Genomic DNA, 21,300 nt, shown 5'->3' on the forward strand with positions numbered 1-21,300 from the left:
CCAAGGCGACTGGCCTTGGACACCATTCGCACGTTGCGTGGATCGCCATCGATCCACGGTCGCATCATCATCGAAGGAGCATCGCGTGAAGCGCTTGGTCAAACTCGCATGCGTGGCGCTCGTGGGCGCCATCCTGCTGTTCTATCTGCTGGCAGAGCACGCCGGCCCCTGGATCATGCCGCGGTTCATCACGATCCGCGTCGTGGCAGGACCCGATCGGCCGCTCTCCGGCGCGAGGATTCGCGTCCTGCAGGACGTGTGGTCGATCCCGTGCCTGAGATACATGGGGATCTCCGGCGCGAGTTGCGCATCGGGCAAATGGACGGTCTTCCATGGCCACCTGGATCGCAACGGCGAAGCGCGGGTGTTGGTCTTTCAGGCAGCCGGGCTGCGGGCGGACTCGTATATCGCCTGCATCAATGGGAACCAGTACGAGGGCTATTTCGCCTACACCGAGTGGCCGGAGCAACAGGAAGTGCAGCGTCTCACCTTGGACTACAAGCGCCTGGAGCAGCAACGAACAGGTTGCATGAATGGCTATGGAGAAGAACAGTTAGCGGCGCCGGCGTGGTGGGATGCCGCCTTGAAGGAAGACGCCGATGCCGCGGTGCAGGACGACGAACAACAGGCATCTGATCCAACCACCTAAAGCATTCCGCCAGCATCGCTAGATGCGTAGGTAGATCCGTAGGAGCGGACTTCAGCCGCGACCTGCGATGTCGACCGGCATGAAGATTCAGCATGCGAACGCGGTTTCGCGCGCGTCATCTGTGGAAACGGTTGGATCACGGTGATCGCGATGATCCCGATGACCGAAGGATCTGTGCGTCGGGACTGAAGTCCCTCCCACATGTTGGTTCCTGCAATCCCGCAGACGACACAGCGGCCACGCGCACGCGGCCGCTGTGTCGAAGCGAGACGCGATTCGACCGGCTGCCGGGAGCGGCAACCCGACCGAAGGCGCGTCGAGGTCAGACCCGCGGATCAGGCGGATTGCCGCGACCGGGACGATCATAGCGATCCGAATCGAAGGCTTCGCGCACGGCGGCCTTGGCCTGTGCCCAGCTCAGCCGCGAGCGATCCTTGACGCGTTCCCAGCCGCTTTCCAGATCCGATTCCAGGCGGTCGTCCCAGACGCGGTCGCGGTAGCGGCTGCGCGCCTGCACGCCGTAGCGGTAGGCCGGGCGGTAATCGTCGTAGCTGCTGTCGGTATCGCGGTAGTCCACGGTGTCGAAGCGCTCGGCGTAGTAGCGGTCGCTGTCTTCATACGTGCGATAGGTGGTATCGGCGCGCTCCCACGAATCGCGCGCGGCCAGCCGTGCCTCGTCCCACTCCAGGCGCGAATCGCCACGGCGCGTGCCCCAGTCGCGCGACAACTCGCGTTCGTGTTCGTCCCAGGTGCGCGAGGGATATTGTTCGCGCGCCTGCAGGCCCAGGCCGTAGGCGGCAGCATAGTCGCGGTCGTAGTTGTAGTCGGCCTTGGCGTAGTCGCGGTTGCGGTACTCCTCGCGCCAGTACGCGTCCTCGCCGGTGGGGTCGATGCGCTCGGCCACGCCCTTGCCCGCGGCCGCGCCGGCGACCACGCCGACCGCCGCGCCGATCAGGGTGCCGAGCGGGCCGAACACCGTGCCGGCCAACGCGCCTGCGGCCACACCGCCGGCGGTGCCGCCGATGCCGACCCCGACCGGATGCGAACCCGGGGTGCCGGAAATCGGGTCGCGATTGAGATCGCGGGATTCGTCGTTGCTATGCATGGGAACGCTCCGTCGTGGAAGGGTATGCCGGCGATCTGCGCATATGCAGCAGCCGGTGTCGGCGCACAGTCGCAAGTCAGCGGTGAATCGGCCGTGGCATTGCGGTGAACCCGCGATGAGGGAGGCAGTGCGCTGCCGTCACCTGGACGCAACACGTGGCCGTCAGGTCGATGGCCAGGCATCGCCAGACTTGGCAGGTAAGCCCGCAAGGCATGCGATGCAGCGCACTGCACCGGCGTGCCGCGACAGCGTCGACGTCGCAATCACGTCACTGACGCCCTCAGCTTGGCCATTTCCGATACGTGGTTGCGCAGCGCGGCGTAGCGACGACCTCGGCACTACCGCAACTGGCACCACACACGTCGCAAGGCGGCGCACCAGGGAACGCGAACGGCGTAGGGACGCCACCATGGACAGGTGACGACATGCATGCGCGGCGCATGAGCGCGCCGAACAGCGTTCGCATGCGCCGACAGCCGCGCGGTCGCGGTCAGTCGTGCCTAGACGCGGCGCCAGACCAGGCAGCGGTTGTTGGCCGGCATCGCCACGTCCTCATGCAACGCCAGGCCCTGCGCCAGCGCCAGCGCGTTCACTGCGTCGGCATCGCGGATGCCGCTGGCCGGGTCACGCGCCTTCAGCCACGCATCGAAGTCGCGGTTGCTGTCGCTGGTGAAGGCCCCGCCGTAATTGAACGGGCCATACACCGCCAGCATGCCGTCGGCGCTGGCGGCCAGCAGTTGGCCGACACCGGCGAAGAACGCCTGCACCGCGTCCCAGCCCATGATGTGCAAGGTGTTGGAAGTGAACACCGCATCGTAGCCGGTGTGCGGCCACGGCCCTTCGCGCACGTCCAGCGCTAGCGCCGGCGGCGTGTTGGGCAGGCCCGCCGCCTCCAGCCACTGCGCGATGCCGGGCAGATGCTCGGCGCGCTCGCTGCATTGCCAGGTCAGGTGTGGCAGCGCCGCTGCGAAGTACACCGCATGCTGGCCGGTGCCGCTGCCGATCTCCAGCACGCGGCGCCGATCGGCGAACTGCCGCTGCAGCACCTGCAGGATCGGGTCGCGGTTGCGGTCGCAGGACGGGGCGTAGGGTCGATCGCTCATCGTGTCGTGCACCTGTCTGCGCTGGGCAGTGCCGCCGCGCCATGCAACGGCGTAAGCGGCGACGGCAGCCGGCTCATCCGCGCGAGCGCACGAAGATGCGCTTGCCGCCACCCTCGTTGCCGCGCTCCTCCAGTTCGAAGTGCGCCGACAACCGGCGCAGCAGGTCGCTGAGCTTCTTGTGCCCGTACAGGCGCGGATCGAAATCCGGACGCACCTTGTTCAGATAGCTGCCGACGCTGCCCAACCCTGCCCAGCCCTGGTCGTCGGAGGCTTCCTCGATGGCCTGCCGCAGCAGGGTCAGTGGCGCCGCCGCCTTGGTCTCGGTCGGCGCCGGCGCCAGCTCCGGTTTGGCCGGTGTCGCAGCCGGCTTCTTGCGGCCCTTGGCGGCCGGTTTGGCCGCGGCGGCGGCGGGCTTGATTGGCTCGGCTGCGCTGGCCTCGCTGCGCAGCACTTCGGTGTAGATGAACTTGTCGCAGGCCTGCACGAACGCATCCGGGGTCTTGCGCTCGCCGAAGCCGTACACCGTCGGCCCTTCCTCGCGCAGGCGCTGCGCCAGGCGAGTGAAGTCGCTGTCGCTGGAGACCAGGCAGAAGCCGTCGAAGCGGCCGGTGTAGAGCAGGTCCATCGCGTCGATGATCAGCGAGCTGTCGGTGGCGTTCTTGCCGCTGGTGTAGGCGAACTGCTGCACCGGGCTGATCGAGTGCTTCAGCAGCGCCTGCTTCCACTGGGTCATGCGCGTGCTGGTGAAATCGCCGTAGATGCGCTTGACGCTGGCCAGACCGTACTTGGCGACCTCGGCGAGCAGGCCTTCGATCACCGACGGCTGCGCGTTATCGGCGTCGATCAGCACTGCCAGCCGCGGCTGGTCGTCGTCGCTGTCGGAACGGTGGCGGGTTTTCATGGCGTGCACCTGCGGCATAGAAAGATCTGGAGAGGCATGGCGGCGGCCACCACTGTGCCAGCGCAACGCGGCGACCGCCATGGCTCAGCGCCCTGCCGGCAACGCCTCGTAGGCCTGGCGCACCGCCGCTTCGCCATAGCGGCGTTCCAGCCGGCGCACGATGAAGTGACCGCGCGCCATCGCCTGGAAGTGCGAGATGAACACCGTGTTGAGCAGCGCGCCACTGGCCGCGCCGACCAGCGGCACCGCCTGCGCCGCCAGCTTCTCGCTGACCGTGACCGAGAACTTGGCGGCGATGCGCGACAGCAGCGACACCAGCACCGCCGCGCCCTTGCTGCCCAGGCCATGCGCGGCGATGTACTGCGCGGCGGCGCTGAGTTGCTGCGCCATCGCCGCGCGCACCGCGAAGTAGCCCGATTCGCTGCCGTCGTCGCGGTGGCTGCGGCCGCCGTGCGCCAGCACCTCCAGGCAGGCCAGGGCGGTGGCCGGATCGTCCAGACGCTCGCCTTCGGCGCGGGCGATGTCGGCGATGGAGCGCAGCATGAGGGTGGTGGTCAGCGGCAATTCCACCACCAGCCCGGGCAGGCCGAAGAAGCCGCCGGCGGCACCGGTCGCCGCCACCGCGGCGCCGTGCAGGCGCGGCCGCGCACGCTCCGGCGCCTGCCCACGCAGGGTCAGCAGCGCCGAGCGCAACGCCACCCGCAGCGCGCGCTGGCTGACCGCATCGATGCGTGAGGACAGCATCTTCGGCATGCGCTTGCTGATCAGCGCCTCGATCGGCGCGCCCACCGCATTGGCGATCTTCGCCGCCAGGCCGGGGTGTTCCAGCAGCGCGCGCGCCTGGGCCAGGTCGCGGTGGTCGGCGGCATCCATCACGGGGACGGGCAATAGCGAGGTCATGGCCGAAGCTCGTGGCGAGGGAGGCGACAGCATGCACCGGGCGGCCGCGGCATGGTGTCGAGGGCCGATGACCGGTGCGGGACGTTCAGCCATCGCGCGCCCGTGCGCCCAGGGCCAGCCCTAGATCCGCTCCAGCACGCGCTGGTGGGTGCGCGGCCCGAAGCGGCCCACCACCGCGGCGGCAATCAGCAGGCTGGCGGCGATGCAGCCGAGCACGCCGCGGTGGCCGGTGCGGTCCAGCAGCATGCCGATCAGCAGGCTGCTGGCCGCGGTGGACAGGCGGCTGAAGGAGTAGCAGAAACCCACCGCGCGGGCGCGCAGCGCGGTGGGAAACAGCTCGGCCTGGTAGCCGTGGTAGGCGAAGCTCATCCAGGCATTGCAGAAGGTGACCGCCGCGCCGCAGGCGATCAGCAGCAGCGGCTGGCTCTGCCAGGCGAACAGCAGGCCGAACAGCACCGCGCCCAGGGCCGACACGACGACCTGCCACTTGTTCTCCCAGCGCTGCGCCACGCCGATCAGCAGCAGCGGCGCTAGTGGATAGGCCAGCGAGATGGCGAAGGCGTAGCCGAGGCCGTGCACGCTGTCGGCGCCCTGCCGCGCCAGCAGTGCCGGCAGCCAGTTGCCGAAGCCGAAGAAGCCGATCGCCTGGAAGATGTGGAAGCTCACCAGCATCGCCATGCGGCGCCGGTACGGGGCCCGCCACAGCGCGGACAATTGCGGCGTCGGCATGGCCGGCGCCGAGGCAGGCTCGGGCGCGGGCAACGGCCGCCCCAGGTCGGCGGCACAGCGCGCCTCCATTTGTTGCAGCACCGCGTCGGCTTCGGCATGCCGGCCCTGCGTGGCCAGCCAGCGTGGCGACTCCGGCAAACGGCTGCGCAGCCACCACACCGCCAGCGCGAAGCCGCCGCTGAGCAGCGCCACCCAGCGCCAGCCGCTCATGCCCAGCGACGCGTACGGCACCAGCGCCCAGGCGCTCAGCGCCACCGCCGGCACCGCCAGGAACTGCACGCAGAACGCCAGCGCGAACGCCGCGCCGCGCATCTGCCGCGGCACCATCTCCGACAGGTAGGTGTCGATGGTGACCAATTCGATGCCCAGGCCGATGCCGACCACCCCGCGCCACAGGATCACCCCCAGCGCGCTGTGCTGCAGGCCCATCGCCACGGTGGCCACGCTGTACCAGAGCAGCGCGAAGGAGAACACCGCGCGACGCCCGAAACGATCGACCAGCGGACTGAGCAGGCTCGCGCCGAGGAACAGGCCCAGGAACGTCGCCGAGGCGAACGCGGCCTGGTCAGCGATGCCGAACACGCCGGCGGCGCCCTCGGCGAAGATGCCGTCGCGCAGCAGGCCGGGGCTGAGGTAGGCGGTCTGGAACAGGTCGTACAGTTCGAAGAAACCACCCAGGGCCAGCAGCGCGACCAGCCGCCACAGGGTGCGGGTCGGCGGCAGGCGCTCCAGGCGCGCCGCCACCAGGGCGACGGGATCGGAAGCGGCAACGGCGGCATCGCACATGCGGGCAGGTCCTGGGGGAGGGATCGCGCCGCCGCATGCTGCCCGATCCGCCGCCGCGCGCGCCACCGCGTCGGACCAGAATTGCCGACCGCGCCGGATCGGCGTTCAGCCGGATGTCGGCTTCGGCGCGACCGGCCAGGGCGGGCGCCGGCCGTCGATCAGCGCAGGAACAGGATGTCCAGGTCGCGGTCGGGCACGAATTCGCGCTGGCGGAACTCGAAGGTCAGCGCATCGGTGCGTTGCAGCTCGCCGTCGAAGCACAGACTGAGCAGGTCGCCGGGCGCGCGCTTCTTCAGGGTCAGGTGGAAGTCCTGGATCGGGCCTTTCCAGTTGGCGCCGGTGCGCAGCACGTAGCGCAGGTTGCTCCACTGCAGGCCGTTGGCGCCGGCACGGCGGCGCAGGCGCTGCTGCGTGGCGGCGTCCAGGCAGGTGGGCTTGGCGTACTCGCCGATCAGGTCGCTGGCCGGCATCGGCACGCCGGTGGCGACGCTGGGCACGTAGCTGTGGCGGATCGCCACCGTGCCGTTGGCCGGGAACCGCTGCTGCCAGACGAAGTACTCGCTGAGGGTAAAGCGCGGCTGCCCGTCCGCGTCGAACCAGCGCGCGGGCAGCGGCTTGCGGCCGGCCGGCACGGTACCGCCCTCGACGTACTCGGCCAGGTCGTCCGGCGTCCAGCCGCTGGCGGCCCATGCGCGCGAGATGTCGCTGCCGTCCAGCTTCGCCACCAGCCGGCGCTCGGTACGCACCGGCTTGCCGTCCACCCACAGCTTGAAGTCGGTCAGCGCGCTGTGGTCGGCCATGCCGAAGTACATCGGCGGCATCGGGAAGGCGATCGGCACCAGCAGCTCGCGCGCGCTGGTGTTGGTGAACACGTAATCCACCTGCACCCGCTCCTCGCTGATGAACAGGTCTTCCTTGCTCATGCGGATGTCCGGCTGGCGAATCAGCTCGATGGAGCCATTGGCGTCGCCGATGCTGCTGTCGTTGGCGAAGGCAGCAGCGGTCGCGAACAGCCAGGACGACAGCAACAGGGGCAACAGGCGGCGCGGCGAGACGTTGGCGGTCATGGGCATCGGGGATCGGCGGGAGGAGACGCTGCAGCCGCGGCACGGCAGAGGCGGACGCGTGGCGTCATGGTAACCGCGGCGGCATGGCCAGCCGCATCGCGCCCCGCCACCCCATTTGCTACGGTAGCCGGCGCCGCCACGGGGGGAAGGGCATCGACATGTTCAGAGCATTCGCAACGCTGGCGCTGCTGGCGTCCGCCGGGCTGGCCGCGGCGCAAGCGCCGGGCGCGCGCAGCTACGCCAACCCGATCGACCTGGATTACCGCTACAACTTCGAACAGCTCAACGAGGGCATCTCCTATCGCACCGGCGCCGATCCGGTGTTCGTGCGCTTCGGCGATGCCTATTACCTGTTCCAGACCCTGGCCGACGGCTATTGGCGCTCCAGCAACCTGCTCGACTGGCAGTTCGTCACGCCCAGCCGCTGGCCGTTCGAGAGCATCGTCGCGCCGGCGGTGGTCGCCGACGGCGACCGCCTGGTGATCATGCAGTCGGCCTTCGAACCGCGCCCGCTGCTGCAGACCCGCGACCCGGCCAGCGGCACGCTCGACTTCCTGACCCGGCTGCTGCCCCCGCTGCCGCGCGCCCAGCCGATCGGCACCGAGATGAAGGGCCGCCCGCTCAGCGACGTGCCGCCCGGCCCCTGGGACCCGGACCTGTTCATCGACGACGACGGCCAGTGGTACCTGTACTGGGGCTCCTCGGACCGCTACCCGCTGTACGGCATCGCCATGGATCGCAGCGCGCAGGGATTCGCCTTCCGCGACGTGCCGACGCCGCTGCTCGCGCTGGACCCGGCGCGGCACGGCTGGGAGCGCTTCGGCCCCGACCACCGCGGCGCCCGCTTCCCCGACGGCAGCCCGATCGGCAGCTTCCTGGAAGGTGCGTGGATGACCAAGACCGGCGGCCGCTACTACCTGCAGTACGGCGCACCCGGCAGCGAGTACAACGCCTACGCCAACGGCGTGTACGTCGGCGAGCACCCGCTCGGTCCGTTCGTGTACGCGGCCTACAACCCGGTGGCGTACAAGCCCGGCGGCTTCATGCAGGGCGCCGGCCACGGTTCCACCTTCCAGGATGCGCACGGCAACTGGTGGAACAGCGGCACCGCCTGGATCGGCGCCAACTGGACCTTCGAACGGCGCATCGTGCTGTTCCCCGCCGCGTTCTTCGCCGACGGGCAGATGCGCGTGTCCACCCGCTTCGGCGATTTCCCGCACTGGATGCCGGAAGGCCCGGTGGCCGACCCGGAAACGCTGTTCACCGGCTGGATGCTGCTGTCCTATCGCAAGCCGGTCACCGCTTCGTCCACCCTGGACGGCTTCGCCGCCGACCGCGCCACCGACGAGGACCCGCGCAGCTACTGGGTGGCCGCGCGCAACGCGCCCGGCGAGACCCTTACCGTCGACCTGGGCGGGGAGCGCAGCGTACGCGCGGTGCAGGTCAACTTCGCCGACTACCGCGCCGGCCGCTACGGCGACGCGCCGGACATCTATACCGCGTTCCGGCTGCAGCACTCGCGCGACGGCCGCCACTGGCTGCCGCTGGCCGAGGTCGGCGACGACCCCGACCGCCGCGACCGGCCCAACGCCTACCTGCAGTTGCCCGCGCCGGTGCGCACCCGCTACATCCGCTATGTGCACGGCCACGTCGGCGCCGCGCACCTGGCGATCAGCGACCTGCGCGTGTTCGGCAACGCCGACGGCGCCCCGCCACCGGCGCCGACCGGCGTCGCCGCGCAGCGCGAGGCCGACCGTCGCAACGCCCGCGTGCGCTGGCAGGCGGTGCCCGGCGCCGTCGGCTACAACGTGCGCTGGGGCCTGCGCGCCGACCGCCTCACCCTCACCTACCAGGTATTCGCCGACCGCGGCACCGACCTGGAACTCCGCGCGCTCAACGTCGACCAGGACTACGTGTTCGCCGTCGAAGCCTTCGACGAGCGCGGTGTCTCCCCGCCGAGCGCGCCCATCGCGGTGCCATGAAGCCATCACCGCCCTTCCCGTATGCTTGGCGCCACCTCGACCGCGCACCGGCGATGCGGCGCGCGGCAGGATCGGCTGCCGATCGAAGGAGACGGACGATGCACCAGCACCAGGGAACCCAGGGCCAGCGCCGCCTGCGCGCATGGCTGATCGCCGCGATGGTCGCAGGCGTGTGCGGCAACGCCGCCGCGCAGCAGGTCGACCCGCGCGATGCGCAACTACAGCAACAGCAGCGCCTGCTGCAGCAGCAGGCCCAGCAGATCCAGCAGATGCAACAGCAACTGCAGCAGATGCCGCCGCCCGGCACGGGCGCCGAGGGCGGCACGCCGAGCGATGGCCTGTCCGCCACCTACCACGACTGCCGCAAGCAGGCCCAAGGCCTGGACGAGAGCCGCCGCTGCATCCAGCGCGAACAGCGCGTGCAGCAGGAGCGCCTGGACCGCGCCTACGACAAACTGCGCTACCGCCTCAGCGGCATGGACCGTTCGCGGCTGATGGATGCGCAATACACCTGGCAGCAGTCCAACGAACAGGCCGCACACCTGGACCGGGCGCTCGGCGCCCGCGGCCAGGAAGCGGCCCTGCAAAGCGCCGAAGCCATCCTGCGCCGGATCAGCTCCCGCGCCGACGAACTGGAAGGCTATACGCGCGGCGGGCGTTGAGGGTGGCATGCCATGGCCGCACCCATAATAATTTTTACCATTTAGTCACATAAAGCAACTGCACAAATAGTAATCACCTTAAATCAGGCAGCCAATCGATTTTAGTCAAGACCGAGTTGACTAATAAAATAATTGAACGAAGAGCTATACTTTTTGGCCTCGGAGGCTCTTACGAGAGGAAATAATTCGGAAGAGTGTTTTATTTCATTATAATCATAGCCATGAAGAAATATCTTTTTTATTTCTTTTTTTCCATGAGTTGACTCATAAACTTTTTGTTTTTTATTTTTTTAAGATATTTCTTTTGCTCCGACAGATGCGCAATATCTGCCAGAAGCCAATTCTCAATCATCTGATCTGCTATTACAACAACGATTTCCTGCTGAAAAACTTGCAAGGCTTTTCTTTTGATACTTTCTGCAAAACTTTCTAAAGAGCAGTTTCTACCTTCAAAGTCTGTAATCAACGCTATTTTTGTACATCCCCATGCCGAGAGAATAGCCATCTGTTTGCGCGCGCTTTCTACTATTGCACATTCAGCAGCCGTGTGGCCTCTAGGACCATCAGATTTCAATATCTTGACACGTCCCTTGTACCTAGCATTTAAGGCCGCGTAGTCTCCTGCCCCATCTACTATTACTCCAAGCATTATCCCCCTCCTGCGACTGCACCAATCGCTCCACTAACCCACATATCTCCAAGCCCAAAGTTAGTTGCGTCAAGCAGCTTCTGCACTTCTTTTTCATCATCAACGTTTTGTACTTTTGTTGCGCCAGATTCATGCCTAACAAGAAGCAGTTCACGTACAACCAAAGAATTTAGAATGGTTGCGCTGTGAGTCGTCATAATTACTGCCGTATTTAATTTCTTACCCTGTTCTCTAAGAATGGATACAAATCTCTGCTGCATCCACGGATGCATAAAATTCTCAGGCTCCTCTAGAAGAATCACCTTAGATTGAGGGACATAAATAGCCACAAGGAGGCAGAGCCACTTCATCGTTCCATCTGAAATTTCTTCAGGCCTGAATCTATGCGCACCTGATTTGAATACTACAAATCTTCGTCCAGTTGATGGATCAAGCTCAGTACAAAGACCATCTATAGAAGATACAGCAGCGCTTAAATGTTCTACTATTTTCTCAAGCGGATTGCTCTTCGCTAAACTATTTGCGCTGTAGTAGTTTTCCCACCCAAAACCAAAAGTATGCTTTTGACCATAGTATCCGCCGACATAGGACGTATTTACCAGCCGATGGTACTGCTGGGATTCAAGTGCATTAATCACTTCACTTACAGCCCTGCCATCATTGCCCATCTTAGTTAGAGGCAATGGATCTACAGCAAGACGAGCAACATCCGGCTGAATATTGTACTCGTCAAAAGAGCCTATTTCTGTCAATAATCTTCGCACAGATGCATGAAGCCATGCGAAAGAAGGAAGAAAAGAAGCATCTGAAGGGCGCTTTCTTATAGAAGAAAATGTTTCCGATATTAATTTGTTGGCATTTTTAAAAACCTCCTCTTTACTCATTGCCCGCTGCGCAGCAACCATTTTTTTTGTAAGTACGGCGTGGCTTATTTCGTCAGCCTTGTATTTAACCAAACCAGCCGGACTTCTAGTCAACTCCATATTAATAACGGGCTGATTATGCTTACTTGGCACAACAGAAAGGGTCTCTCTACTGATCTGAAGAAGGTTATCACTTTGCGTTAGCGACAAAGACACGCTCCAACGCAACCAAAACTTAACCTGTCGCCCTTTGTAAAGACTAGTTTCGTACTCTGTAACTACGACGAACGAGATATCCGTCGTTCCTCTTTTAAAGTTTCTAGAAGGCCCCCCTGCTCTGCCTAATGCGACAGCGCCGCCGTCATGAAGCAACGACGATAAAAACCTCAAAGACTGCAAGACATTTGACTTGCCGGCGCCATTAGGTCCAACAAGAACATTCAACCCGTTTCGAATTGAAAAAACGGACTCTTCGATTGATCTGAAATTTCTTACTAAAACAGTTGTCGGCTGCATTACCCCCCCCTCTAACTTCGCATCCTAGACTCTAAAATTTTTATCTGTCGCCCCAACCACCATCCGTAGCCCATTCACCTTTACATATAAAATTGAGCAACTCTATGGTCTTGTAAAATACATCACATTTGACTCGCCCGATATGCGCAGCCAAAATCGTCTACAATTGCTTATATAAAGCTTTCACCAACTCTAAGCGCAGCTAATCAAGCTCTTTAGGGCGCGCAGCCCCCGCCCTGTTCCGCGCACACCTTCATGGCACGTTGCAGCTCGGCCTCGCTCAGCTGCGGGGGCGGCCGCGCGACCGCGGCCTGGACCTGGTCGGGGCCGCCGGTTAGCGCATGCAGACCCTTGGCCGCCTTGCCGGCCAGGTAGTAGACGCCGAGCGCGATGTATCCGCCGCTCTGGCTGACCTGCTCCACCGAGGGCGGCGGCCGCCAGTCCTTGTCGAAGCGGTTGGGCGGCGGCGACACCGGATTCTTGAAGCGGTACAGGTCCAGCGGCTCGCCCTCGTCCGGGGGCAGCGCGCGCACTTCGCCCAGGGTCTGGATGTCGGGCTGCGCGGCGGCATCGGGCGCAGCCGATGCGGCGACCGGAGGCGGCGGCGATGCAGATGCCTGCTCGGCAGGCGCAGCCTGTTGCGCCTGCGCCTGCGTGCACGCCACCAGCAATGCGACTGCCAGCAAGGCGCGCAGGCGCCGGCCGATCGGATCCGCTGTGTCCACGCTGTCCATGGCGCCCGAGCTTACGGACGCGGCGCGGTCATCTCTAGCGCATCGGCGCCGCCGTTCACGTCGGCGACAGCGGCCGCAGGCACAGCCAGATCGCGCACCAGTGCGCCAGCGCGCCGCCCAGCACGTGTGCATGCCAGATCGCGCGGTTGTAGAGCATCGACTTGCGCACGTAGAAGGCCACGCCCACCGTGTAGATCGCGCCGCCGGCGGCGATCAGCCACAGCACCGGCGTGTCCAGCCCGGCCACGATCGGCTTGACCGCGGCCATCCCCGCCCAGCCCAGCAACAGGTAGATCGCCACCCAGAAGCCCTTGGCGATGCCGGGCAGGAACAGCTTGGCGAACACGCCGAACAAGGCCACGCCCCACACCGCCAGGGTCATCGACCAGACCCAGGCGCCGGACAGCGCCAGCACGAAGAACGGCGTGTAGGAGCCGGCGATCATCACGAAGATGCCGGCATGGTCGAGCTTGCGCAGCACCGGCTGGCGCTGCGGCGGGGCGAAGTTGTACGCCGCCGAGCAGGCGAACATGGTCAGCAGCCCCAGCGCGTAGATGCTGGTGGCGACGATCAGCGCGTCGTTGGCATGGGCGCGCCAGACCAGCAGCGCGCCGCCGACCACGGCCAGCAACAGGCCGGCGGCATGCACGAGCAGGTCGGCGCGGCGGGCGGCGGCGGTACGGTAATGGGGGGGAAGCGGGAGAGCGGACACGGGCAAGGGAAGTAGACGACAGGAGCCGCCGTTGCCGAGGGGGACGACAGGATACCTGGCGATGGCCTCCGGACGCAGGGGTGTCGCCTATCACATGTCGAGGCGATGTCTGTCGGCGCGGCGGGCTGCCGACAGTGAAAGCGTTCACTTCCTGCGATATAAATTCCGTGGGACCAATGGAAGGAGCCACGCCGATGACCGTGCCGCCACAACGGCTGCCGTCTTTCCTGCATTTTCTCCCGTTCGCCTTGCTTGCAGGATGCACCATGACCGATCCCCATATTTCCCAAGCCCAGTTCGCGCAGCGCGTGGAAACCCTGCTCGGCGGTCGCGACAACGTCGTCGTGGCTGCCAGCCAGTTGACCGATTTCCCGTGGGCTTCGTTGTGCTTCACGCGCGATGACAGCCTGCGCCTGACATTCAAGCAGGACACCGGCGAACAGACGCTTTCGCTCCCGTATGAGCAGTTCTTCGTCGACGAAGCGCACGTCCCACAATCGCTGGAGGACATGTGCGTGAAGCCGGGAGAACGCATCCTCATCCGCAAGAAGTATCCTGGCTACGCGGGGCCAGTGGAGTTCCTCAAGCCAGCGGAGGGCTGAACATGGTCGACATCACCGACCCCAAGGGCGCCAAGCGCGAGATCGAACAGGAAGCGTATCGGCACTACGAGCAACTCAGCGGCGTGCATCTGGCACGCCGCGCCGATGGCAGCATTCAGCCGCAAGGCCATAACGACGCGCTGGATGCGTTCCGGCATGCCTACACCAGCGGGCGCGTCACCCAGATCGCCTTAGGGCAACAGTGGATTGCGCGCAGGTTCGGCAACGACGCCGAAATCGGCCCGGCCCACCCGAACGATCCCGCAGAGCACCGCATGGATCTGTGGAACAACGAGGCTGGGCGCCGTATCGGCGACAGGACCTCCGGCGCCGATCAACTCGCCCGGGAAACCTACGCCGCCCTGAAGAACGGCGAGCTCGTGACCGGCCTGAACGACGCGCGCCTGAAGCAGCTCTATCCCGAAGACCCGCGCCTGAAGTTGCCGGCAGGAGACCCGCAGCGCGAACTTGTCGACCATGATGCAGTCGACCGAATCAATCGCGATGTGACCAAGCTCCAGGACCAGGCCCAGGAACGCTTTCCCCAGAATCACCCCGACCGGGCGTATTTCGACGCGTTGCGCGATCGGCTGCCAGAGAGTGTGTCCGACGCCAAGGTGGCACAGGCACTGGTCGCCGCGAAGAGCGCCGGGATTGAACGTGTCGACCAGCTGGGAGCCGTGACGCTGCAGGATCAACAGATATTCATCGCGGGGCGAACGCCCGGATTCCGGACCCAGCTGGATGCGCATGCTGCAGCACCGCCAATCCGCGAAAGCGCCTACCAGGCGGAGCAGCAACACGCCGTTCAAACATACGAGCAGGCGCAACAGCCAAGCCAGGGACAAGCGCGCGCCTACTGACGCGCCCTTCGCCGCATTCCAGAGGCGCGCCACGGTGCGCCATTCGTTATTCGCAGCGCAGCCGCTTGCACCTGTCGGTAGGCGGGCTGCCTCCACGCAAGCCCCCCGCCTGAATCCGCTCAGCCTGCCTTCCTCGCCTCGACGGGCGCCGTCTCATACCCTGAGACGCGATTTCGCTTCCCTGTTCCGCTTTGAGAGCCGTGCCGATGCCCGCCCACGCCCTAGCCCCGCGCACCGAGGACGCCGAGCGCGCCCTGTCCACCACCGACGGGATGCCCTCGCGCGATGGCGCCCTGCTCAGCGCGCGGCTGGAGCGCCGTTACCACGACCGCATCACCGGCAGCTTCACCATCCCCGGCCAGGCCGGCCGCTACGCGCCGATCCCGGACGACGTGCCGCCGGCGCTGGCCGCCGCATTGCGCGAACGCGGCATCGCGCAGCTGTACAGCCACCAGGCCGAGGCCTGGGACGCGGCGCAGCGCGGCGAGCACGTGGCCATCGTCACCCCCACCGCCTCGGGCAAGTCGCTGTGCTACACACTGCCGGTGGTGGCCGCGGCGATGACCGCGCAGGCCAAGGCGCTGTACCTGTTCCCGACCAAGGCGCTGGCGCAGGACCAGGTGGCCGAGCTGCTGGACCTCAACCGCGCAGGCGACCTCGGGGTGAAGGCCTTCACCTTCGACGGCGACACCCCGGGCGATGCGCGCCAGGCGATCCGCCTGCACGGCGATATCGTGGTCAGCAACCCGGACATGCTGCACCAGGCGATCCTGCCGCATCACACCAAGTGGGCGCAGTTCTTCGAGAACCTGCGCTACGTGGTGATCGACGAGATCCACACCTACCGCGGCGTGTTCGGCAGCCACGTCGCCAACGTGCTGCGCCGGCTCAAGCGCATCTGCGCCTTCTATGGAGTGAGCCCGCAGTTCATCCTGTGCTCGGCCACCATCGGCAACCCGCGCGCGCACGCCGAGGCGCTGATCGAGCAGCGCGTGCACGCCATCACCGACTCCGGCGCGCCCAGCGGCGACAAGCACGTGCTGCTGTGGAACCCGCCGGTGGTCAACGCCGACCTGGGCCTGCGCGCCTCGGCACGCTCGCAGAGCAACCGCATCGCGCGCATCGCGATCAAGTCCGGGCTCAAGACCCTGGTGTTCGCGCAGACCCGGTTGATGGTGGAGGTGCTGACCAAGTACCTGAAGGACATCTTCGACCACGACCCACGCAAGCCGCCGCGCATCCGCGCCTACCGCGGGGGCTACCTGCCCAGCGAGCGCCGCGAGGCCGAGCGGGCGATGCGCGCCGGCAGCATCGACGGCATCGTCTCCACCTCGGCGCTGGAGCTGGGCGTGGACATCGGCGCGCTGGACGTGGTGGTGCTCAACGGCTACCCCGGCAGTGTCGCCGCCACCTGGCAGCGTTTCGGCCGCGCCGGGCGCCGCCAGCAGCCGGCGCTGGGCGTGCTGGTGGCCAGTTCGCAGCCGCTGGACCAGTACGTGGTGCGGCACCCGGACTTCTTCGCCGACGCCTCGCCCGAACACGCCCGCATCGCCCCGGACCAGCCGCTGATCCTGTTCGACCACATCCGCTGCGCCGCGTTCGAACTGACCTTCGTCGCCGGCGAGGCGTTCGGGCCGGTGGACCCGGCGGTGTTCCTGGAAGCGCTGGCCGAGAGCGAGGTGGTGCACCAGGAAGGCGACCGCTGGGAGTGGATCGCCGACAGTTACCCGGCCAATGCGGTGAGCCTGCGCTCGGTGGCCGACGGCAATTTCGTGGTGGTGGACAAGACCGACGGCAAGCAGCAGATCATCGCCGAGGTGGACTACTCCGCCGCGGCGCTGACCCTGTACGAGGGCGCCATTCACATGGTGCAGAGCACGCCGTATCAGGTGGAGAAGCTGGACTGGGAAGGCCGCAAGGCCTACGTCACCCGCACCCACGTCGACTACTACACCGACAGCATCGACTTCACCAAGCTCAAGGTGCTGGACCGCTTCGACGGCGGCGCGGCCGGCCGCGGCGACGCGCACCACGGCGAAGTGCACGTGGTGCGGCGCGTGGCCGGCTACAAGAAGATCCGCTACTACACCCACGAGAACATCGGCTACGGCCCGGTCAACCTGCCCGACCAGGAGCTGCACACCACCGCGGTGTGGTGGCAGCTGCCGCAGGCCACCCTGCTCAAGGCGTTCGGCAGCAAGCAGGACGCGCTGGACGGCTTCCTCGGCGCGGCCTACGCCCTGCACGTGGTGGCCACGGTGGCGGTGATGGCCGATGCGCGCGACCTGCAGCAGGCGGTGGGCGACGGCGATGGCGCGTGGTTCGCGGTGGCCGACGCCAAGGGCCGCGGCCAGCTGCGCGGCGGCGACAGCGGCGAGCCGGCCAGCATCGAGCTGCAGCAGTTCGTGCCCACCGTGTACCTGTACGACAACTTCCCCGGTGGCGTCGGCCTGAGCGAGCCGTTGTGGCGACGCCAGGCCGAGCTGGTGCAGCGCGCGCGCGAACTGGTGCAGGGCTGCGACTGCGTGGCCGGCTGTCCGGCCTGCGTCGGTCCAGTGCTGGCCGCGCAGGAAGCCAGCGCGACCACGCCCAGGGCGCTGGCGCTGCGTGTGCTGCGCTTGTTGCTGCTCGACGGCGAGGACGACACGGCGCTGGACGCGCACGGCGCGACCACGATCGCTGCCGACGCCGATGCCGACGCGCTGCCGGAGTGGAGCGCATGAGCATCAGCCTGGAGCGCCTGCGCGCGCTGCGCCGACAGGCCGGCGACGCCAGCGCGGAGCGCACGCCGGCGTCTTCCGGCAGCCGCACCACGGCCGACGCGGCTCCCGCGTCACGCGCAACCGCTGCAACGGCGGCGCCCCCGCAGGCGACAACGCAGGTACCGGCGGCGATGCGCGACGCCGCATCGCGCGCAGCTGCGCCTCCGGCCGCACGCACGCCACCCGCTCCCGCACGCGGTGGCGGCACCGACACCGCGGTGGCGCCACCCATTGCCATCGCCCCGTTCGATCGCGGTGGCACCGATGTGTCCGCACTGCGGCGCCTGCTCGGCCTGCGCGAACGTGCCGTCGCGCCCGCCGCGGCTTCCTCCGCACGCAAAGCGGCTCCAGCGCCGGACCGGTACCTGCCCGGCGTGGAGATCGCGCCCGGCCTGCACCTGATCGAAGCGTTCCTGCCACAGCCGATTCCCGCCACGTCGCTGTCGCTGGCCTTCGCCCGGCGCGAGGATGCGGTGGAACCCACCGACCTGCTGTTCTTCGACACCGAGACCACCGGCCTGGCCGGCGGCACCGGCACCCGCGCCTTCATGATCGGCGCGGCCGACTGGACCGTGCATCCGGCCGATGGCCCGGGCCTGCGCATCCGCCAGTTGCTGATGGCCACGATGGGCGCGGAGAAGGCGATGCTGGAAGCGTTCCGCGCCTGGCTGCGGCCGGGCACGGTGCTGTCCAGCTACAACGGCCGCTGCTACGACGCGCCGCTGCTGAAGACCCGCTACCGGCTGGCGCGCTGCGCCGATCCGCTGTCGGCGCTGGACCACCTGGACCTGCTGCATCCCACCCGCCGCCGTTACCGCGGCACCTGGGAGAACTGCAAGCTCGCCACCATCGAGCGGCAGCTGCTGCGCGTGGTGCGCGAGGACGACCTGCCGGGGTCCGAAGCGCCGGCGGCGTGGCTGGGCTACCTGCGCGGCGGCAACGCGCGCAACCTGCGCCGCGTCGCCGCGCACAACCACCAGGATGTGGTCACGCTGGCGCTGCTGCTGCAGCGCCTGGTCGCCGCCGAGGCCGAAGAACGCGCGCTGGCGGCGGCTGCGTCGGTGTAGTCGCTGGGCACTCGGGTGGTGCCTTGCCGACCTGCTGATGCTGCCTCGCGCGAGCATTGCGCGCTGATGCAGACGCCATGCTGGGAACGCGTCATGGCGATTTGCAAGGGCGATGCATCCAGGGGCGCGACCGATGCGGAAATGACGTCAGAAGCGTCAAGTCATGTTGGCAAGCACGCGCGTAGGAGCGCTTTCAGCCGCGACGGGCGTTATCGGTAAAGCTGTCGCGGCTGAAGCCGCTCCTACGACAGCGGATCGCGCATGGTGCGTTCCGAAGATCCGCGGCCTCATCAGCGCGCCACGCACGGTACAGCGCTTTTTTCGATGGCGCGATGCGAAGGGTTTGGCATGGAGATGCCCTAAGCCGCGATCGGGAAAGCCCGTCGCGGCTGAAGCCGCTCCTACAAGGCAACGGTAGGTCTCGCCAGATCGTAACGGGAGGGCGTTGCTGCCGCGCCCTTCCATCGCGATGGGTTTTCCCGGAAACCCTCGTCGCGACTGAAGTCGCTCCCACAGTGCCTTGCCGTGTCACGGCGGCCTGCGCGTGGCTCGAGACGGCGCAACGTCAACGCAAGAACACGCCGCGCGCGCCAGGCACGCGGCGTGCACCGGATCACTCCAGCCGCTGCGCGGTGCCCGCGGCGATGGCGGCATCGAACAGGCGGTCGACCTCGCGATCGGCCTGCGCGCTCAATTCGCCCTGGCGCGCGCCCAGTTCGCCCTGCTGCCGGCCCAGCGCGGCCTGCTGTTCGCCGAGCGCGCGCATCTTCGCCGCCAACGCGTCCTGGCGCTGCGCAACCGCCGCCTGGGCCTTCGCCTGCGCCTTGGCGGCGACGGCATCCATGTCGATGCGCTCCAGCGCCCGCGCCGCGGCCTCCTGCGCCAGCTTGCCTTGTTCCCGGCCCAGCTCGCCCTGCTCGCGGCCCAGTGCACCCTGGCGCTTGCCGAGTTCGCCCTGCTGCGCGCCCAGCTTGCCGATCGGCTCGAACAGCGCGTCGAAGCGGGCCAGCAGCGCAGGATCGTGCACCACATAGCGCTTGCCGCCGCGGCGGAACCACAGGCCATCGCCCTGGGTCTCGCGCTTCATGGTGGCGAGTTCGTCGCTGTTGCCGCTCATCGTCGAATGGTTGCCCTTGACCCGGACATACGACTGTTCGAGCTGGCCGTTGCGGATCTTCTGTACCGACCGCGTGCTGATCCGCGAACCGATGGCCGGAGCTGCAGCCGGGACCGCCGGTGCCGGCGGCGCAAGCGGCGCGGGTGGCGGCAGCGGGGCGACCGGCGGTGCCGCGCGACGCGACGGCGTCGCTGCAGTGGCGGAGGTGGCCGCACGCGGCGGCAGCGGCGTCCCGGGCACGTTGGCGGCACGGGCGGCAGCGCCGTCATCCATGGCCGTGTCGTTGTCCGTGTCGGCATCGGCGGCATCTGCCGCCTTCTCCGCTGCCTCGGCGGCCGCATCGGCAGCTGCCTCTGCGGCTTCGGCAGCCGCGTCGGCCGCCTCGGCTGCAGCATCGGCCTCGGCGGCGGTCCGGGCAGCGTCCGACTTGTTGGCAGGTGCGACGGCATGGCCGGGCTGGGCCACCAGGCGCAGCGGCATCACGCCGAGCACGGTCACCGCGGTCAGGATCAGGGCCGCGCCCAGGCGCGGAAAGGCGGACGTGGTCTGCAGCATCAGCAATCTCCGTTTCAGGCTCAGGAAGGTCGGCGAAGCGCTGGCCAAGCCGGCGCTGGGCCGCGGTGCCACGCCCAGCTGCACCAGCAGCCGCGCGTAGTCGTGACGGCAATGGCGGTGACCAGCGACCACGGCCGCATCGCAGGCCGCCTCGCGGGCCAGGGCGTACTCGCGGTTGGCCAGGTGCACCAACGGGTGGAAGAAGAACAGGTGCTGCGCCACGGCCGGCAGCAGGCCCCACCACAGATCGCGGCGCTGCAGGTGCACCAGTTCGTGGGTCAGCGCCATGTCCAGATCGTCGGCGCGCAGGCTGGCCATGCGCTGCGCCGGCAGCAACAGCACCGGCCGCCACGGCCCGATCAGCTGCGGCGAATCGGTGTGCGCACACAACCGCAGCTGCGGTGGCTCGCGCAGGCCGTGCGCCTCGGCCGCCAGGCGCAGCGCGCCGAGCAGGGCGGCGTCGGTGCACGGTGCCGCCTCGCGTGCACGCTGGCGGCTGCGGCGGTAGGCCAGGACGCTGTGCGCGGCGCAGACCAGCACGCCGGCCAGCCATAGCGCCGCCAGCGCCTGCGTCCAGGGCAAGGCAGCCACGGATGCCGTTGCCGGTGGGGCGGCGATCGCCGCGGTGGCGGTGGTGGCGTTGACGTTGATCTGCGCAGGCACCGCAGCGAACACGGACGGCGTCGCAGCGCGTACCGGCGTCACCGGCACCGTGGCGACGGCCGCCGGCACTGCCGCCAGCGGCGCCGGTGCGGCCGGCAGCACCGGCAATTGCACCGCACCGGCCCACACCAGACCCAGCACGCTCTGCGCGGCAACCAGCCACCAGAGCCGGCAGCGCGTCGCCGCCGGCAGGGTCGGCAGCCAGCGGCACAGCGCCCAGATCAGCGCGACCAGTACCAGCGTCTGCACGCTGGTCGCCAGCAGCCGCGACAGCAGGCTCTCGAACACGTCCGTCCCCAACAGGCTGTGCATG

The 21,300-nt window shown here is 67.2% G+C and carries 17 protein-coding genes and 1 pseudogene; 7 read left to right on the forward strand and 11 right to left on the reverse strand.

The annotated features are described in order from the left end of the window. The first annotated feature begins 85 nt into the window (after positions 1-85). On the forward strand, positions 86-649 hold the full coding sequence (locus ACP93_RS15975; protein WP_048491658.1) for a hypothetical protein: 564 nt from the start codon (positions 86-88) through the stop codon (positions 647-649). Between the two features lie 322 nt (positions 650-971). Here the strand turns inward: ACP93_RS15975 and ACP93_RS15980 are convergent, their stop codons facing one another. From ACP93_RS15980 to ACP93_RS16005, 6 genes are all read right to left on the reverse strand, one after another. Continuing rightward, positions 972-1,754, reverse strand: a complete 783-nt coding sequence (locus ACP93_RS15980) for a hypothetical protein (RefSeq protein ID WP_048491659.1) — start codon at positions 1,752-1,754, stop codon at positions 972-974. 500 nt (positions 1,755-2,254) lie between these two features. Further along, positions 2,255-2,857 (reverse strand): DUF938 domain-containing protein, encoded by a 603-nt coding sequence (locus tag ACP93_RS15985; RefSeq protein ID WP_048491660.1) that lies wholly within the window; start codon positions 2,855-2,857, stop codon positions 2,255-2,257. Between the two features lie 73 nt (positions 2,858-2,930). After that, on the reverse strand, positions 2,931-3,758 hold the full coding sequence (locus ACP93_RS15990) for an NYN domain-containing protein (protein WP_048491688.1): 828 nt from the start codon (positions 3,756-3,758) through the stop codon (positions 2,931-2,933). 84 nt (positions 3,759-3,842) lie between these two features. Then, complete coding sequence (locus tag ACP93_RS15995; RefSeq protein ID WP_204243708.1) at positions 3,843-4,658, reverse strand: EcsC family protein; 816 nt, start codon at positions 4,656-4,658, stop codon at positions 3,843-3,845. A 120-nt stretch (positions 4,659-4,778) separates the two neighbouring features. Continuing rightward, positions 4,779-6,173, reverse strand: coding sequence for an MFS transporter (locus ACP93_RS16000; RefSeq protein ID WP_048491662.1), 1,395 nt, complete (start codon positions 6,171-6,173; stop codon positions 4,779-4,781). Positions 6,174-6,331: 158 nt separating this feature from the next. Next, positions 6,332-7,240: a DUF4424 family protein gene (locus tag ACP93_RS16005; protein ID WP_048491663.1), complete on the reverse strand. Its 909-nt coding sequence runs from the start codon at positions 7,238-7,240 to the stop codon at positions 6,332-6,334. 158 nt (positions 7,241-7,398) lie between these two features. Here ACP93_RS16005 and ACP93_RS16010 point away from each other — a divergent pair, with 158 nt between their 5' ends. Beyond that, positions 7,399-9,222: a family 43 glycosylhydrolase gene (locus tag ACP93_RS16010; protein ID WP_204243709.1), complete on the forward strand. Its 1,824-nt coding sequence runs from the start codon at positions 7,399-7,401 to the stop codon at positions 9,220-9,222. A 98-nt stretch (positions 9,223-9,320) separates the two neighbouring features. Then, positions 9,321-9,884 (forward strand): lysozyme inhibitor LprI family protein, encoded by a 564-nt coding sequence (locus ACP93_RS16015; RefSeq protein WP_048491664.1) that lies wholly within the window; start codon positions 9,321-9,323, stop codon positions 9,882-9,884. A gap of 238 nt (positions 9,885-10,122) precedes the next feature. On the opposite strand, the gene ACP93_RS21895 is transcribed toward ACP93_RS16015, so the two are convergent. From ACP93_RS21895 to ACP93_RS16025, 4 genes are all read right to left on the reverse strand, one after another. After that, positions 10,123-10,533, reverse strand: coding sequence for a DUF4276 family protein (locus tag ACP93_RS21895; RefSeq protein WP_131721663.1), 411 nt, complete (start codon positions 10,531-10,533; stop codon positions 10,123-10,125). Continuing rightward, on the reverse strand, positions 10,533-11,912 hold the full coding sequence (locus ACP93_RS21300) for an AAA family ATPase (RefSeq protein ID WP_082143507.1): 1,380 nt from the start codon (positions 11,910-11,912) through the stop codon (positions 10,533-10,535). The genes ACP93_RS21895 and ACP93_RS21300 overlap by 1 nt, the downstream gene beginning before the upstream one ends. A gap of 215 nt (positions 11,913-12,127) precedes the next feature. After that, a complete protein-coding gene (locus ACP93_RS16020; protein WP_048491665.1) occupies positions 12,128-12,646 on the reverse strand; it encodes a hypothetical protein in 519 nt (172 codons plus the stop codon). A gap of 55 nt (positions 12,647-12,701) precedes the next feature. Then, positions 12,702-13,358 carry a PAQR family membrane homeostasis protein TrhA gene (locus tag ACP93_RS16025; RefSeq protein WP_228136069.1) on the reverse strand — a complete coding sequence of 219 codons (657 nt, stop codon included), beginning with the start codon at positions 13,356-13,358 and terminating at the stop codon, positions 12,702-12,704. Positions 13,359-13,552: 194 nt separating this feature from the next. Here ACP93_RS16025 and ACP93_RS16030 point away from each other — a divergent pair, with 194 nt between their 5' ends. From ACP93_RS16030 to ACP93_RS16045, 4 genes and pseudogenes are all read left to right on the forward strand, one after another. Further along, on the forward strand, positions 13,553-13,960 hold the full coding sequence (locus tag ACP93_RS16030) for a hypothetical protein (protein ID WP_228136070.1): 408 nt from the start codon (positions 13,553-13,555) through the stop codon (positions 13,958-13,960). 2 nt (positions 13,961-13,962) lie between these two features. Then, complete coding sequence (locus tag ACP93_RS20855; protein ID WP_053069779.1) at positions 13,963-14,823, forward strand: DUF6973 domain-containing protein; 861 nt, start codon at positions 13,963-13,965, stop codon at positions 14,821-14,823. Between the two features lie 206 nt (positions 14,824-15,029). Next, positions 15,030-17,546, forward strand: coding sequence for a DEAD/DEAH box helicase (locus ACP93_RS16040; protein ID WP_048491667.1), 2,517 nt, complete (start codon positions 15,030-15,032; stop codon positions 17,544-17,546). Positions 17,547-17,845: 299 nt separating this feature from the next. Beyond that, positions 17,846-18,652: pseudogene (locus ACP93_RS16045) on the forward strand (ribonuclease H-like domain-containing protein); the annotation flags it as partial. A gap of 613 nt (positions 18,653-19,265) precedes the next feature. Here ACP93_RS16045 and ACP93_RS16050 read toward each other — a convergent pair. Next, positions 19,266-21,299: a M56 family metallopeptidase gene (locus tag ACP93_RS16050; RefSeq protein ID WP_048491668.1), complete on the reverse strand. Its 2,034-nt coding sequence runs from the start codon at positions 21,297-21,299 to the stop codon at positions 19,266-19,268. Position 21,300: the final 1 nt, after the last annotated feature.

The organism is Xanthomonas sp. NCPPB 1128 (assembly GCF_001043115.1).
GTDB lineage: Bacteria > Pseudomonadota > Gammaproteobacteria > Xanthomonadales > Xanthomonadaceae > Xanthomonas_A.